Origin of the sequence: Duganella sp. sic0402, assembly GCF_019219065.1 — a bacterium.
Classification (GTDB): Bacteria; Pseudomonadota; Gammaproteobacteria; order Burkholderiales; family Burkholderiaceae_D; genus Rugamonas.
The window spans coordinates 300,361-315,782 of sequence record NZ_JAHUWK010000006.1; the positions used below are offsets into that span (position 1 = coordinate 300,361).

Here is a 15,422-nt window from a genome sequence, read left to right on the forward strand (position 1 = left end):
AGTGTGTTTGTTTTCAGTGAGTTAGGCTCTTTGATCGACGCAGAGGGAACGGGTGTCGGCGGCCAGGGCCAGCTACGGTTCAGCAAATAGTCTGTTTGCTATCTAACCGAGTCATGGTTTCTTGCCCCCACGCACGTGTCTGATGCAGTAGAATTCTCGGGAATTCTCTATAGACTCGGTCGGCCTGACCCAGGTGTAAGTAAGTCGTAGTATTGTCGGACTTGTGTAGTCGGCAAGTTCGAAGACGTAGTGATCCGAACAGGATCGAAACTTTATCCGTAATCGAAAGCGCCTGTGCCAATCAAGAAACCTGAATCCAAAGCGGCTGTAAAGCCGACTAAAGTGAGCGCAAAATCCGCTAAAACGGCGGACAAGCCGGAGACGCGCGTCGCCAGCAACCCGCCTGCGGTCAGCCAGACCACGGACGCGGCTGCATTGGCCGCGATCGACACGTCCGGTTACGTGCTGCCTTCGGTCAAAGTGCCGGGCCGGCGCGGGCGCAAACCGAAAGAATTCCAGCCTGAGAACGACGAAGTCGCAGCGCTCAACGCGGTCGAACGCGCCGAGCTGAAGGCGGTCGACAAGGCCAAGGCCAAGGACCGCAAGGCCAAGGAAAAAGCGCTGCTGAAGGACGCCTTCTCGTCCGACACCGAGGCGACCGAGGAAGAACTCGAACGCCGGCGCCAGAAACTCAAGACCCTGATCAAGTTCGGCAAGGAACGCGGTTTCCTGACCTATGCCGAGATCAACGACCATCTGCCCGACAACATCGTCGATCCGGAAGCGATCGAAGGCATTATCGGCACCTTCAACGACATGGGCATTGCCGTCTACGAGCATGCGCCCGACGCCGAGACGCTGCTGCTGTCCGACAATGTCGCCACCGTCACCAGCGATGACGAAGCCGAGGCGGCCGCCGAAGCGGCGCTGTCCACCGTTGACTCCGACTTCGGCCGCACCACCGACCCGGTGCGCATGTATATGCGCGAAATGGGCTCGGTCGAGCTGCTGACCCGCGAAGGCGAGATCGAAATCGCCAAGCGCATCGAAGATGGCCTGAAAGACATGATCCAGGCGATTTCCGCCTGCCCGGTGACGATTGCCGAAATCATTGCCGCCTCCGACCGCATCCGCGCCGACGAAATCAAGATTGATGAAATCGTCGACGGCCTGGTCGATGAGAGCGAAGACCAGCAGGCGGCAGCGCCAGCAGCGGCTTCGTCCGATGAGGAAGAAGAAGACGAGGAAGAGCAAGAAGAGGAAGAAGAGGAAGAGGAAGAAGCCAGCCCATCGGGCGCTGCGGCGGGCTACTCGGCCGAACAGCTGGAAGCGCTGAAAAACGCCTCGCTGGCAAAATTCGATACCATCTCCCTGCAATTCGACAAGATGCGCCGCGCCTTCGAGAAAGAGGGCTACAACTCGAAAGCCTACGTCAAGGCGCAGGAAGCGATTTCCCAGGAACTGCTGGGCATCCGCTTTACCGCCAAAGTGGTCGAGAAACTGTGCGACACGCTGCGTGGCCAGGTCGATGAAGTCCGCCACATCGAGAAACAGATTCTGGACGTGGCGGTCAACAAGTGCGGCATGCCGCGCGCCCACTTCATCAAAGTCTTCCCCGGCAATGAAACCAATCTGGAATGGGTTGATGGCGAAGTGGCTGCCGGCCACGCCTACAGCGCCATCCTGGGCCGCAACATTCCGACCATCAAGGAGTTGCAACAGCGCCTGATCGATCTGCAGGCGCGCGTGGTGCTGCCGCTGCCGGACTTGCGCAACATCAACCGCCAGATGGCGGCCGGTGAAATGAAGGCGCGCAAGGCCAAGCGCGAAATGACCGAGGCCAACTTGCGCCTGGTGATTTCGATCGCCAAGAAATACACCAACCGTGGCTTGCAGTTCCTCGACCTGATCCAGGAAGGCAATATCGGCCTGATGAAGGCGGTGGACAAGTTTGAATACCGTCGCGGCTACAAATTCTCGACCTATGCAACGTGGTGGATACGCCAGGCCATCACCCGTTCGATCGCCGACCAGGCGCGCACCATCCGGATTCCGGTGCACATGATCGAAACCATCAACAAGATGAACCGTATCTCGCGCCAGATCCTGCAAGAGACGGGCGCCGAGCCGGACCCGGCAACGCTGGCCATCAAGATGGAAATGCCCGAGGACAAGATCCGCAAGATCATGAAAATCGCCAAGGAGCCGATTTCGATGGAGACGCCGATCGGCGACGACGACGATTCGCATCTGGGCGACTTCATCGAGGACAACAACACGCTGGCGCCTTCCGACGCGGCGCTGCATGCCTCGATGCGCGGCGTGGTCAAGGACGTGCTCGATTCGCTGACGCCGCGCGAGGCCAAAGTCCTGCGCATGCGTTTCGGTATCGAAATGTCGACCGATCACACGCTGGAAGAAGTGGGCAAACAGTTTGACGTGACGCGCGAGCGCATCCGTCAGATCGAAGCCAAGGCCTTGCGCAAGCTGCGCCATCCGAGCCGCTCGGACAAGCTGAAGAGCTTCCTGGAAGCCAACTAAGACTTGACTGGGGTAGGGCTAGCCTTTATGCTCGCGTGTTCGTTTTCTTAACGAGTGCGCATCAGAGAGACTAGACCTTCTCCAGCGCAGCAACACCCCTCAGGGCCCTTAGCTCATGCTTGGTTAGAGCAGCGGACTCATAATCCGTTGGTGCCCAGTTCGACTCTGGGAGGGCCTACCAAATAAAATGAAGGACTTAGGTGCAAGCCTAAGTCCTTTTTTATTGCCGCTGTCAGACGTAGCGCACTGGACCGGGATATTGCGCGACCAGTGGATCAGATGTGATTAAGGAGATGCCTTCAACAATTGCCTGTGCTACCAGGATGCGGTCGAACGGATCTTTGTGTAGTGAAGCAAGGGTATCGACGGCAACAGTATGTTCGCTCGTGATAGGTAATTCGGCATATCCGTTATCCAGTAGTCCGCGTCTTAGCAGGCGAGGATCTACTTGGAAATCGCTACGCCCAAGTCCGTGCTTGATGGTAATTTCCCATAGACTGGCGGCGCTGAACAGCAGTTCATTGTTTGGATCATCCAGCAATAAATGAGCGGCTGGCGACAGCCGCTCAGGTTGCCCTGCTGCCCAGAGCAATAGATGCGTATCCAGCAGCAGTTTCATGACTCAGCATTGAAAAGCTGCGCAATTTCATTGTTTCCCATGGTGTTGAAATCATCTGGTACGCTGATATTTCCCGTCAGGAAGCCCAAGCGGCGAGTTTGACCATGTGTAGGCGCGTCAAGCGCCACCACTTTCACCAAGGGTTTGCCAGCTTTGGCAATAACGAAGGGTTCTCCGTTGACCGCTTGCTCTACAAGCCGGGAAAGGTGCGTTTTCGCTTCATGGATATTGACAGTTAGCATGTTGGCATCTCCACTAAACTAAGTTCTCTTAGTCTAGTTTGATTCTTGCGGATGTCAATCGCGTTCTAAGGGCGCTATTTTTCTTGGTTCAGATGCTCCAGCAAATTGTACTTAGACTAAAATTGTCGCCACACCCATTAAGGAGGAGACAGGCATGATTGATATGAATCGACGCGGGCTGGTGATTGCTGCTGGTAGCGCTATCACGGCTTCGGCGGTGGGGCTGCCGGCGATGGCGGCAACGGCAGGGCGCAAGCTGGGCTATGCGATAGTCGGGCTGGGCGGCTATGGGCTGGGGATTATCATTCCACAGTTTAAGAACTGCGAACACAGCAAGCTGGTGGCGCTGGTCAGTGGCGATCCGGCCAAGGCCAAGCGCGTGGCGGCCGAGTATGGCGTGCCGGAAAGCGGCATCTACGATTACAAGAATTTCGACAGCATCAAGGACAATCCGGAGATCGATATTGTCTACGTCTGCCTGCCGGTGTCGATGCACGCCGAGTACACCATCCGTGCCGCCCAGGCGGGCAAGCATGTGATGTGCGAGAAGCCGATGGCGGTGTCGTCGAAAGAGTGCGAAGCGATGATCGCTGCCTGCAAAAAGGCTGGCAAAAAGCTGATGATCGGCTATCGCTGCCACTTTGAAGCGCATAACCTGGAAGCGATCCGCCTGGCCCGTTCGGGCGCGATCGGCAAGCTGCGCTATTTCCGCTCCGAGCACGGTTTCACCGCCGGCAATCCCAACGCATGGCGTTTGAAGAAAGCGATGTCCGGCGGCGGTTCGCTGATGGATATCGGCATTTACGCGCTGAACGCGGCACGTTATATGACGGGAGAGGAACCGATTGCGGTCTACGCCAAGGAAACCACCGACCGCAATGATCCGCGCTTCAAGGAAGTGGAGGACATGATCGAGTTCCAGCTGGAATTCCCGTCCGGCGTGATTGGCTCCTGCATGTCAATGTACAGCGCCAATCAGAACCATATCCTGCTGATGGGCGACAAGGGCCGCATCGACCTGGAGCCGGGCACGCGCTACGATGGCAACAAGCTGTGGGTAGGCCAGGACCGCAGCAAGCAAGTCGATCCGCCGCCGGGACCGGGCAAAACCCAGTGGGCGGCGCAGCTGGATCACCTGTCGCAGTGCATCGTCAACAACAAGGAGCCTATTGTGGCGGGCGAAGAGGGCCTGCGCGATATCCGTATCGTCGAGGCGATTTACCGCTCGGCGCGCGAGCAGAAACGGATCGTGCTGGCGTAATCAGCCGGCGCGTTCTTCGGCGGCGCGCACGTCCTGCATCGCCGCCACCAGATCCGCCGTGGTCAGCGCTTCTTTCAGCGGGAAGCCGTCTTCCAGTGCCACCACGGCGCCTTCGGCGATGGCGGGAGTGTCGCCGGCCGGCGGATTCGGCGTGTGCGGCATGTAGGCGAATGGCGGGAAGCGCGTCTGGCCGTGCTGGGCGATGTCGTTGAGCGTGCGCGGCGCCGCGCGCAGCAGGCCGTTGCGTACGCGCCGCTGGCGTTCCTCTTCGCGCTGTTTCAGTTGCGCGCTGAGGAAGGCGATTTCTTCGGTGAGGCGGTCCGCCTCGGTTTGCTGGCTCTGCATTTCTTCATCGCTCAGCGCTTCTTCCCATTGCGTCAGTTTCAGCAGGCCGCGCTTGTGCATGGCTTGGCGCTGCAGGTCGATTTCCAGCGTGCCCAGCCGGGTCTTGTGCTGCTCCAGCGCTTGCACGGCGCTGGCATCGCCATTGGCGCGGTGCCATTTGTCGTTGAAGTCGAAGACCAGGCCATCAAAGTAGAAATACATGGGCAAGGCGTGCGGCGACGCCAGCACTTGTTGCGGGCTGAGCTTCCAGCGCGCGGCCAGTTCGGTCAGCGTCAGGGTGAGGGGTTCTATCGTAGGCATATGCGTATTTTCTCATAGCGCATGATTTAGTGCGCCGGCCTGTAAAATGTCACTCTTGCTGTTGCGGAGTAATTCCCATGATGTTTTTAAAAGTCCCGTTCGCGGAAAAAGATGAAGCCAAGGCGCTGGGTGCGCGCTGGAATAATGATCGAAAATCCTGGTATGTGCCTGAAGGCAAACCGGTGGAAGCCTTCAAGCGCTGGCTGCCGCCGGGCGGCGCCGATTTCGTTCCGGCCGTCGCCAAGCCTTCGCTGAAGTCGCGCCCGGTGATGACCGACTCTTACGCTGGCAAGCCGGTCATCGGCCGCTACTATATCGAGCTGCAACATGACTGCGATCCCTTCATCGCCTGCCCGGTGTGCGCGCCCAAGCTGGCCAGTTCCGGCTGGCAGGGCCATTATGATGATGTTGCAAAGATGCTAAAGCCGCTGCGTCCGGCGTGATGTTCTATTTACAAAATTAGCGGGAGATGCAATCCTCATCCCGATGAATAGCACGACCTTCCGCACCGAAAACCGTCCTGTCGTTCCGGTCCAGCGCTACCGCCAGCCGGCCGATATTTTTGAAGCCTTGTTCCAGAGCATACAGGGCGGCGAAAACCATCCGCGTCCGACGCTGGAGCTGACGCCGGATTCGCCCTTTCTGCCGTTCCTGGAAATTGGCTACGCGCTGCGCACCTGCCTGGAAAAACCGTCGCGTCACGCGTATTTGCTGCACCGACTGCGTCCGCACGTGAGCGTGCTGGTCGGCACGCTGCCCGCCAGCATTCTGCCGATGGGCATGCTGCCCAAGCTGGCGCCGCTGCCTGGCTTCCGCCCGCTGGAAGCGATTTCCGACGCTGAACTCCATCAATGGCTGATTCAGGAAAGTGGCCTCATCTACGGCGAAATGCAGCGCTTCGAGCTGGAAAACTACTTCGACGCGATCAAACCTTATCTGCCGACGGGCGGCATCATGGTTGACCTGGGAAGCGGACTGGGCAAGGTGGTGATGACGGCCGCGCTGACCTTGCCGTTTTCGCGCTGTGTTGGCGTCGAGCTGATGACCTACCGGCACCGGCTGGCGCAGGACCGCCTGGTGCGGCTGCTGACGCTGACCCGGCAGGGTTTGGAAGCCTTGCCCGAGCCGCTGAGGGTGGACACGCCGCTGACGCTACCATCCGGCGTGGTGGCAAACGGCCGGCATCTGCTGGAGCTGGGCGCGCGCATCGCCTTCATCGAAAACGATATGTTCAAGGTGGATGTGCGCGGCGCCAGCCTGGTGTTTGTCTACAGCACCTGTTTCGGTCCGCTGATGAACGCGCTCAGCAACAAGCTGGCGCGCGAGTTGCCGGAAGGCGCGCTGGTGAGCACCACCACCTATCCGATCAAGCATCCGTCCTTCCGTCTATTGGAGACGCATGCGCCGGGTACGCTATCGTGGACCAGTATGATGATTTATCAGCGCATAGGCCCGCCGACGACGCAGACGGTGCTGGAAGACCGTTATCTGCACCAGCCGGACACGGATGCCTGGGAAGCGCGCGCCAGGGAGGAATTAGGCGGTTAAATGAGCCATTTGCGTGCAGTAGTGATCACGTTATCCGACAATGCACGCGTAAACGGGGTCTGGATATCCCACATATGCCACATCAGCGGCACATCCAGCCAGCCGCCTGGAGCAAGATCGACCAGTCTGCCATCCTCTAGCTGCTGGGCGCATTGTTGCAAGGGCAGCATGCCATAGCCCAGTCCCGCCTCTAGAAAACGCACAAAACCCTCCGAACTGGACAGCGCATGGTGTGGGTAGCGGCCGGTGTAGCCGGTGCGCTGCGCGATGAAGCGGGTTTGCAGCATGTCCTTGCGGTCGAAATGCAGCGCCGGTGCGCGCTGCACGGCTTGAGCCGTCATGCCGTTGGCAAACCAGCGGGCGGCAAAGGCCGGGCTGGTCACACAGAGATAGCGCATTATGCCCAGCGGTGTGACAGTGGTGCCTGGCACCTGGGCGGTTTCGCTGGTCACGCAGCCGAACACGCGGCCCTCGCGCAACATGGTCAGCGTGTGGTCCTGGTCGTCCAGCCGGATGTTCAGCATGCAGTTGCCGGCGCTCATCAGCGGGGTGACGGCTTCCTGCAGCCAGGTGGCGGCGCTGTCGGCGTTCACGGCGATGGCAATTTCGGGCAAGGAGTCGCTCTCGCCGGGACGCCGGTCCAGCGCCGATTCCAGCAGCCGCACCTGGCGATAATGGGCGATCAGGCGCTGGCCGGCCTCGGTCGGCGAGGGCGGCTGGCTGCGCACGATCAGCAGTTCGCCGGCGCTGTTTTCCAGCATGCGGATGCGCTGCGACACCGCCGACTGGGTGATCGACAGCGCGGCGGCAGCCTTGTCGAAGCTGCCGTAATCGATCACCGCGTCCAATGCGGCCAAGCCCCGGTAGTCTACTCGACTCATTAGCTCACCTAATATTTGGCAAATAATATTAATTATACTTATGTTCGTCCGAACAGTAAGCTGGCGTCTTTTGCACGGAGAAAAATAATGGAAGCCAGCGCTTTTTTAAAAGGAATCGGCCTCGGCGGCAGCCTGATAGTTGCCATCGGTTCACAAAACGCTTATTTACTACGCCAGGCCTTAAAACGTGAATTTGTGCTGACCTGTATCGCCATTTGTATTATTTGCGACGTGACGCTGATCGCCGCAGGCGTGGCCGGCATGGGCAAGCTGATTACCGAGGCAGCGGTACTTTTATTCTGGATAAAAATCGCCGGCGCCTTATTTTTATTCTGGTATGGACTACGCGCTGCACGCGCTGCAATCCATCCTTCAGCCATGCTTGCCGATGATAATAATACTGCACAGGACAGAAAAACAGTAATTGCCGCGATGCTGGCGTTCAGTCTTTTAAATCCCCATGTTTATTTGGATACGGTGGTGTTATTGGGGTCTATCGGTGGCCAGCAGCCGGGTAACGGGAAACTGTATTTTGCTTTGGGCGCAATGTTGGCATCCGCCTTATGGTTTAGCGCCTTGGGCCTCGGCGCGCGCTATTTGCGGCCGGTATTTGCCAAGCCCACTGCGTGGCGTATTCTGGACGGAATGATCGCCATCGTCATGTGGAGCCTCGCCATATCGTTGTTTCTCTAAGGAAGCAAGCTCAAAAATGGCGCTTACATGCTAACTACTGGCATGATTTAGCGAGTTAGGCATACAATGCGCTAGTCACTTTGAGTTGCGTCCTCAGGGCGCCGATGTCAATGAACGCAGATCCGAGCTTCCTCACGGCCATGTTGGTGGAATTTACCGCCGACACCATATTGAGTGCTTTACTGATTTTCCTTTGGCTTATGCAGCGCAAGGAAAAGCATGCGCTATTCTGGGGCGTGGGACAGTTGTCGGTAATGGCCGGCGGCGTGTTATGGTTTAAAGGCACAGGCGTCGTGCCATTGCAATGGCAATTATATTTATGCGCCTTGTTTTTAACCGTTGGCATGGCGGGATATTGGTCCGGCACGCAGTTTTTTATCGGTAAATTCCGCAAGCAGCATATGCGCCGGATGTTGCCAGGTATTCTGGCCATCAGTGGTGTATTCTATTTATTGTGGCGAACCAATCAGCAATGGCTGGTGCCGGGAAGTGCAACTGCTTTAGGCGTGGTGATGTTCTGGGTCGGCTCGCGTTTAGTCAGCGTACATAATCGCTACCGCTTATTGGGGCTGACATTAATTCTGCGCGGCGGGTTTAATCTGCTCAGCGCCGCCAGCCTGAGTCCGGAAATGTATGGCGTCTGGTTCGTCGGCACCAGCATCCTCAAAGTGCTGTCGATGCTGGGATTGATTTACGCGGTGCAGGATGAAATCCAGCAGCGCTATGTTCGCACCATCGACAGCCTCAGCCACGGCTTCCTGATACGCGACCGGCGCGGCTATATCCACGTCGCCAATGAACGCTGCGCAAAATTGCTGGGATTTAATAATGCCCAGGAGTTAATCGGCCTGCACAGTTCCGACCTGCTGCCCGGCCTGACCCGCCAAATGTCCGACCAGTATTTTGAGCGCTTTGAAGCCGAGGGCGTGCAGTACCCGATCTCCGATACGGCCATCTTAAATTTGCGAAATGGCAACCGTCTGCCGGTTGAGCTGCTGGGCTCGCCCTACATCGAGCGCGGCCGGCTGTACTGCCTGGTACAGCTGCTGGACATCAGCGAACGCAAGAAAAAGGACGATTTGCTGTACCAGGCGGCCCGCATCGATCCGGTGACCGGCTTCAGCAACCGCCACGCGCTGTCCGTCAGGCTGACCCAGGAAATCGCCAAGGCCGCCAGCAAGGGACGCGAATGCGCGGTGCTGTTCATCGACCTGGACAAGTTCAAGCGCGTCAACGATTCCTTCGGCCACACCGCCGGCGACGAACTGCTGCGCACCGCCGCCAACCGCCTGCACAACCTGCTGCGCCCGGACGACGTGCTGGCCCGCTTCGGCGGCGACGAGTTCATCATCATCATCCCCGACCTGGCGCCTGCTAGCGCCGAGTGGATGGCGGCTGGCTGCGCCAACGAAATCATCGCCGCCATGGCCAAGGGCTTCGAGGTGTCCTATCACGCACTGAGCGTCACCGCCAGCGTCGGCATTGCCTGCTATCCGCAGCACGGCCACGACAGCGACACGCTGATACGCAACGCCGACATCGCCATGTACGAGGCCAAGAAAGTCGGCCGAGGCGAGCAGCGCATGTTCCACGACACCATGAACGCGCTGGCCAAGGACGGGCTGGTGATCGACGGTGCGCTGCGCGGCGCCATCGAAGCCCATGAGTTCTACCTGGTCTACCAAGCCATCACCAACGCCCATTCCGGCAAGCTGACCAAGGTCGAAGCCTTGTTGCGCTGGAATAGCTCGCTGCTGGGGCCGGTGTCGCCGGACCGCTTCATCCCGGTGGCCGAGGACAGCGGCATGATTATCGAGCTGGGCACCTGGGTACTGGAGCAGGCTTGCCGCCAGATGGGCGCGTGGAAAAAGAGCGTGCTGGACGATGTGACCATCAGCATCAACGTCTCAGCCTGGCAGCTGGCCGATCCGCAATTCGTCACACTGGTGTCGCAGGCGCTGATCCACAACGGCCTGTCGCCGCACCAGCTGGAGCTGGAACTGACCGAGCGGGTGCTGATCGAGGACGCCGTCAACGTGCAAACCGTGCTGGCCCAGCTGCGCGCGCTGGGTGTCGGCATTTCGCTGGATGACTTCGGCACCGGCTATTCCTCGCTCAGCTACCTGACCCAGTTCCACCTCAACACGCTGAAGATCGACCGCGCCTTCGTCATGGATATCGAGCACAGCGAGCGCAGCAACAGCCTGGTGCACGCCATCATCGCCATGGGCCACAGCCTCGGGCTGCAACTGGTGGCGGAAGGCGTGGAGACGGAAGGGCAGGCGGCGATTCTGGAAAAAATGGGCTGCCACTATCTCCAGGGCTATCACATCTCGCGGCCGATTCCGCCGGACGAGCTGCTGCGCTTTGCCGACCAGCGCGCCAGTGCCGCACAGGCGGCCTATCCTATTTAGCGGTCGGCACTTTCTGCGCCGCTTCTTCGGCGGTGAGTATCCAGATGCGATCGATATTGCCCATGCCATCGACCGTGTAATTGACCACGATATCCTTGCCGCGCAGAGCAGCCGGCATTTCGAGCATATTGTCCTGATTGAAGATGCGCGCTGCCGGCGATAGCTGGCGCGGCTTGCCGTCCAGCGTGATGTCCGGGAAATAGCCGGGCGTGAATTTGCCGCGCAGGATATTGGCGGGGAAGGGCCGCTCGATGGCGAAGGCGAAGGGGGGCAAGGCCAGCACGGCGGCAAGCAGCAGCGCAATCGGTCGCGACATCGCACCTCCGGAGAAAGCCCCAGCTTACCCCAGCGTGGCGAACATCGCCAGCGTCCACAGCGTGTTGCCGCCGAACTGCGCGCGCGTACGCTTGCTGAGGTCTGTTGCTGTGTCATCAAGATGTCACGGCCGCGTCATCGCATCGTCATATCGGCTTCCTACAATCTTGCCAGTTGATTTTCCACCAACCTAGCAAGAAAGAATAACGACCATGCCACAGCGCTTCCCTCTGAAACCTTTGTGCTTGCTGGTGCTGCAAGCCCTGGCTTGCCAAGCATACGCCGCCGAGAACGACGCCGCCGAAGACGCCTCCGTAGCGGCCATGGCCGGTCCGGTGCAGACGGTGGAAATCACCGGCCGCGGCCAGTCGCGCCAGGTACAAAACATCAACAAGGCCGACCTGGCCGAAGCGCTGCCGGGCACCAGCCCGCTGAAAGTGCTGGATAAACTGCCAGGCGTGAACTTCCAGTCGGCCGATCCTTTCGGCGCCTACGAATGGTCGACCAGCTTCAGCATCCGCGGCTTCAACCAAAGCCAGCTGGGCTACACGCTGGACGGCGTGCCGCTGGGCGACATGAGCTACGCCAACAACAACGGCCTGCACATCAGCCGCGCCATCTCGTCGGAAAACATCGGCAGCGTGTCGGTGTCGCAGGGCGCCGGTTCGCTGGGCACTGCGTCGTCGAGCAACCTGGGAGGCACGGTGCAGTTCTTCACGCTGGCGCCGACCGATGAGCGCGGCCTGACCTTCGCGCAAACCTTCGGCAGCGATTCGACCGCGCGCACTTTCGCCCGCGTCGATACCGGCCTGATCAACGGCGTGTTCAAGGCCTTCATCAGCGGCACCCGCCAGCGCACCGACAAATGGAAAGGCGAAGGCAGCCAGGACCAGGATCAATGGAACGCGCGTTTCGTGTTCAACTTCGGCGAGAACAACAGCCTGACCGGCTTCATCAACTATTCCGACCGCAAGGAAATCGACTATCAGGATTTGTCGAAGGAAATGATTGGCCGCCTCGGCTATAACTGGGATAACTACCAGTCCGACTGGCAGCGCGCGATCAATGCTGCCAAGGGTGTCTACAGCGGTGGCGTCACCAGCATGGACGACGCCTACTACTCGGCCGGCGGCCTGCGCAAGGACACCCTCGGCGGCCTGACGCTGGACCTGAACCTGGCCAGCGGCGTGGATCTGAAGACCACCATCTACCACCACGACAACGAAGGCCAGGGCCACTGGTACACGCCGTACGCGGCCACCGACGCCAACAACCCGATCTCGATCCGCACCACCGAGTACAACATCGGCCGTGACGGCGTCACCAGCGACCTGAGCTGGGAACTCGGCAGCCACACCATCAGCGCCGGCCTGTGGGGCGAGCGCAGCAATCACACCGGCACCCGCGCCTACTATGGCGCAACCGGCCCTGGCGACACCATGTACTACCTGCGCAACCCGTTCCGCGTGGACTGGAAGCAGAACTTCATCACCACCACCTCGCAGTACTACCTGCAAGACACGCTGGCGCTGATGGACGGCAAGCTGAAGATCAACGCCGGCTTCAAATCGCTGGACGTGGATATCACCGCCCGCAACCTGGTTGGCACCCGCGCCGCCGGCCAGCTGAGCGCCGAGAAGAAATTCCTGCCGCAGGCCGGCTTCAACTATGCCATCACCCAGGATGACGAGGTGTTCGGTTCGGCGTCGAAAAACATGCGCGCCCACCAGCCTGGCGTCGGCGGTCCGTTCTCGCAAACGCAAGAGGCGTACAACGCCGGCATCGCCAGCCTGAAGCCGGAAACCTCGACCAATATCGACCTGGGCTACCGCTTCAAGCGCGCCAGCGTCCAGGGCTCGCTGGCGGTGTACAACGCGCGCTTCGACGACCGTCAACTGAGCGTGGCCACCTGCGCCGGCATCCTCGGCTGCCCATCGACCTTCGTCAACGTCGGCAAGGTTGACACCAAGGGCGCGGAAGCGATCGCCGTGTGGAAGCTGAACCGCGAATTCAGCTGGTTCAACTCGGTCACCTATAACGACTCCAAGTACAAGTCGAACTATATGGATGGCGCCACCCTGGTTGCGGTCAGCGGCAAGACCGTGGTCAACTCGCCTAAGCAATCGTTCAACACCGAAGTATCGTATGACGGCGGCCCGTTCTTCGCCCGCCTCGGCGGCAAGTACACCGGCAAGCGCTACTACACCTACCTGAACGACAACGCGGTGGATGCCTTCTGGGTGGCCAATCTGTCGGCCGGCTACAAGCTGAAATCCTTGGCTTGGGCGAAGGAACTGTCGCTGCAAATCAACGTCACCAATCTGTTTGACAAGCAGTACATCAGCACCATCGGCACCAACGGCTTCGCCGCCAGCGATCCGAAGGGCCTCATGGGCACGCTGCTGACCGGCGCGCCACGCCAGGTGTTCTTCACCCTGAACGGCAAGCTGTAAGCGTCCGCCGCGCCACGCTGTTGCTTGGACAACACAAGCGCAGCGTGGCGCTGGCATGGCGCTTCACATAGTTGCATACTGGATAGCCAGCAGCAGCCATGAGGAGATGGGCCATGAAATGGTTTTACGATCTGAAGATAGCCACCAAACTGATTGTTTCATTCGGTGCGGTATTGGCATTAACCCTGTTGCTGGGTGTCAGCAATATGCTGTCGATGGATCGCGTCAATCAGGCATCGACCGACCTGGCGGACAACTGGATGCCCAGCGTGCGCGCGGTGATGGACTTGCGCACCGACGTCGGCGAGCTGCGCCGCTGGGAGCTGGCGCACCTGCTCAACGACGAGCCGGCCGCCATGGCCGACTACGAAAAGCGCATGGACGATGCGCTGGCCACCCTCAAAAAACACCGCGATGTTTACGAAAAACTGATTTCCAGCCCGGAAGAAAAAGCCATCGCCACCGAGTTCGACAAGGGCCTGGCGGCTTTCATGATCGATCATGACAAAATGATCGCCCTGTCGCGCAGCGGCAACAAGGCCGACGGCCGCAAGCTATCTTCCACCACCTCGGCCGCCGCGCTGCAGGTGATTACCGAGAACGTCAACAAGCTGGTCAAGCTCAACGTCGATGGCGGCGATGAGGCCAGCGAGCTGGCGTCGGCAGTGTACAAAAATGCGCGGACCACCTCGATTATCCTGCTGGTGGTGAATATCGGCATCGGCATGGTGCTGGCGCTGTGGGTGGCGCGGATGGTGGCCACGCCTTTGCAGGAAGCGGTATCGCTGGCGCGTGATGTGGCCGATGGCGACCTGACCCGCAGCATCGACGTCAAGAGCGCTTGCGAAACCGGCCAGCTGATGCAGGCGCTGAAAGACATGACCGGCAATCTGCAAAACCTGGTCAGCCAGGTGCGGCATGGCACGGATACCATCGCCACTGCGTCATCGGAAATCGCCAGCGGCAACCAGGACCTGTCATCGCGCACCGAGCAGCAGGCCAGCTCGCTGGAAGAGACGGCCTCGTCGATGGAAGAGCTGACCAGCACGGTGAAGCAAAATGCCGATAATGCGCGCCAGGCCAACCAGCTGGCGCAGTCGGCTTCGGGCATCGCCTTGAAAGGCGGTGATGTGGTTGGCCAGGTGGTGGGCACGATGGCCTCGATCAATGAATCGTCGCGTAAAATTGTCGACATTATTTCGGTGATCGACGGGATCGCCTTTCAAACCAATATTCTCGCGCTGAATGCGGCAGTGGAAGCGGCGCGCGCTGGCGAGCAGGGGCGCGGCTTCGCGGTGGTGGCGGGCGAAGTGCGCAACCTGGCGCACCGCTCGGCGGCGGCGGCCAAGGACATCAAGCTGCTGATCAGCGATTCGGTGGAAAAGGTCGAGACCGGCTCGGCGCTGGTCAATCAGGCGGGCGAAACGATGAATGAAATCGTCACCAGCATCACCCGGGTGACCGACATCATGAGCGAAATCACCTCGGCCAGCGCGGAGCAGAGCTCCGGCATCGAACAAGTCAACACGGCGATTGTGCAGATGGACCAGGTGACGCAGCAAAATGCCGCGCTGGTAGAAGAAGCTGCCGCCGCCGCCGAATCGATGCAAGAACAAGCGGCGCGATTGAGCGAAGTGGTCAGCGTTTTCAAGCTGCTAGGCGTCAGCGCGTCGCCTCGTCCAGCCGCGCCGCGCAAGCCGCCGGTGCCGGCAGCCGTGGTCGCCAGCGCCCACGCCCCTGCTGCGCGCGTCGCCACCAGCAAGCCGGTCAGGGAAACCGTCGGCGGCGACGAGTGGGAAGCCTTCTAGCG

At 59.7% G+C, this 15,422-nt stretch carries 13 protein-coding genes and 1 tRNA gene; 9 read left to right on the top strand and 5 right to left on the bottom strand.

The genetic code is table 11. The features are described from left to right. Positions 1-294 precede the first annotated feature (294 nt). Complete coding sequence (rpoD, locus tag KW842_RS17000) at positions 295-2,541, top strand: RNA polymerase sigma factor RpoD (protein WP_218305285.1); 2,247 nt, start codon at positions 295-297, stop codon at positions 2,539-2,541. A gap of 102 nt (positions 2,542-2,643) precedes the next feature. Then, positions 2,644-2,722 (top strand) — tRNA-Ile (locus KW842_RS17005). Positions 2,723-2,773: 51 nt separating this feature from the next. Here KW842_RS17005 and KW842_RS17010 read toward each other — a convergent pair. Next, positions 2,774-3,160, bottom strand: a complete 387-nt coding sequence (locus KW842_RS17010) for a type II toxin-antitoxin system VapC family toxin (RefSeq protein WP_218305286.1) — start codon at positions 3,158-3,160, stop codon at positions 2,774-2,776. Continuing rightward, positions 3,157-3,402: a type II toxin-antitoxin system Phd/YefM family antitoxin gene (locus tag KW842_RS17015; protein ID WP_218305287.1), complete on the bottom strand. Its 246-nt coding sequence runs from the start codon at positions 3,400-3,402 to the stop codon at positions 3,157-3,159. The genes KW842_RS17010 and KW842_RS17015 overlap by 4 nt, the downstream gene beginning before the upstream one ends. Before the next feature lie 154 nt (positions 3,403-3,556). Between KW842_RS17015 and KW842_RS17020 the strand changes: the two genes are divergently transcribed. Further along, positions 3,557-4,663, top strand: a complete 1,107-nt coding sequence (locus KW842_RS17020) for a Gfo/Idh/MocA family protein (protein ID WP_218305288.1) — start codon at positions 3,557-3,559, stop codon at positions 4,661-4,663. Here the strand turns inward: KW842_RS17020 and KW842_RS17025 are convergent, their stop codons facing one another. Next, on the bottom strand, positions 4,664-5,308 hold the full coding sequence (locus KW842_RS17025; RefSeq protein ID WP_218305289.1) for a hypothetical protein: 645 nt from the start codon (positions 5,306-5,308) through the stop codon (positions 4,664-4,666). 77 nt (positions 5,309-5,385) lie between these two features. On the opposite strand from KW842_RS17025, the gene KW842_RS17030 reads away from it, so the two are divergent. Both KW842_RS17030 and KW842_RS17035 read left to right on the top strand, forming a co-directional pair. Then, positions 5,386-5,751 carry a DUF5710 domain-containing protein gene (locus tag KW842_RS17030; protein WP_218305290.1) on the top strand — a complete coding sequence of 122 codons (366 nt, stop codon included), beginning with the start codon at positions 5,386-5,388 and terminating at the stop codon, positions 5,749-5,751. A 43-nt stretch (positions 5,752-5,794) separates the two neighbouring features. Next, positions 5,795-6,856 carry a histone methylation protein DOT1-like protein gene (locus KW842_RS17035; RefSeq protein WP_218305291.1) on the top strand — a complete coding sequence of 354 codons (1,062 nt, stop codon included), beginning with the start codon at positions 5,795-5,797 and terminating at the stop codon, positions 6,854-6,856. Here the strand turns inward: KW842_RS17035 and KW842_RS17040 are convergent. Beyond that, positions 6,853-7,737, bottom strand: a complete 885-nt coding sequence (locus KW842_RS17040) for a LysR family transcriptional regulator ArgP (protein WP_218305292.1) — start codon at positions 7,735-7,737, stop codon at positions 6,853-6,855. The two genes, KW842_RS17035 and KW842_RS17040, sit on opposite strands and share 4 nt — an antisense overlap. A gap of 87 nt (positions 7,738-7,824) precedes the next feature. Between KW842_RS17040 and KW842_RS17045 the strand changes: the two genes are divergently transcribed. Together KW842_RS17045 and KW842_RS17050 are read left to right on the top strand one after the other, a co-directional pair. After that, positions 7,825-8,430, top strand: coding sequence for a LysE/ArgO family amino acid transporter (locus KW842_RS17045; RefSeq protein WP_218305293.1), 606 nt, complete (start codon positions 7,825-7,827; stop codon positions 8,428-8,430). Positions 8,431-8,840: 410 nt separating this feature from the next. Next, positions 8,841-10,844, top strand: a complete 2,004-nt coding sequence (locus tag KW842_RS17050) for a bifunctional diguanylate cyclase/phosphodiesterase (RefSeq protein WP_229223744.1) — start codon at positions 8,841-8,843, stop codon at positions 10,842-10,844. Here KW842_RS17050 and KW842_RS17055 read toward each other — a convergent pair. Next, a complete protein-coding gene (locus KW842_RS17055; RefSeq protein WP_218305294.1) occupies positions 10,837-11,160 on the bottom strand; it encodes a hypothetical protein in 324 nt (107 codons plus the stop codon). The two genes, KW842_RS17050 and KW842_RS17055, sit on opposite strands and share 8 nt — an antisense overlap. A 211-nt stretch (positions 11,161-11,371) precedes the next feature. Here KW842_RS17055 and KW842_RS17060 point away from each other — a divergent pair, with 211 nt between their 5' ends. Then, a complete protein-coding gene (locus KW842_RS17060) occupies positions 11,372-13,612 on the top strand; it encodes a TonB-dependent receptor (protein ID WP_218305295.1) in 2,241 nt (746 codons plus the stop codon). Positions 13,613-13,725: 113 nt separating this feature from the next. Beyond that, entirely contained in the window at positions 13,726-15,420 is a 1,695-nt protein-coding gene (locus tag KW842_RS17065; protein ID WP_218305296.1) for a methyl-accepting chemotaxis protein, read from the top strand. Positions 15,421-15,422: the final 2 nt, after the last annotated feature.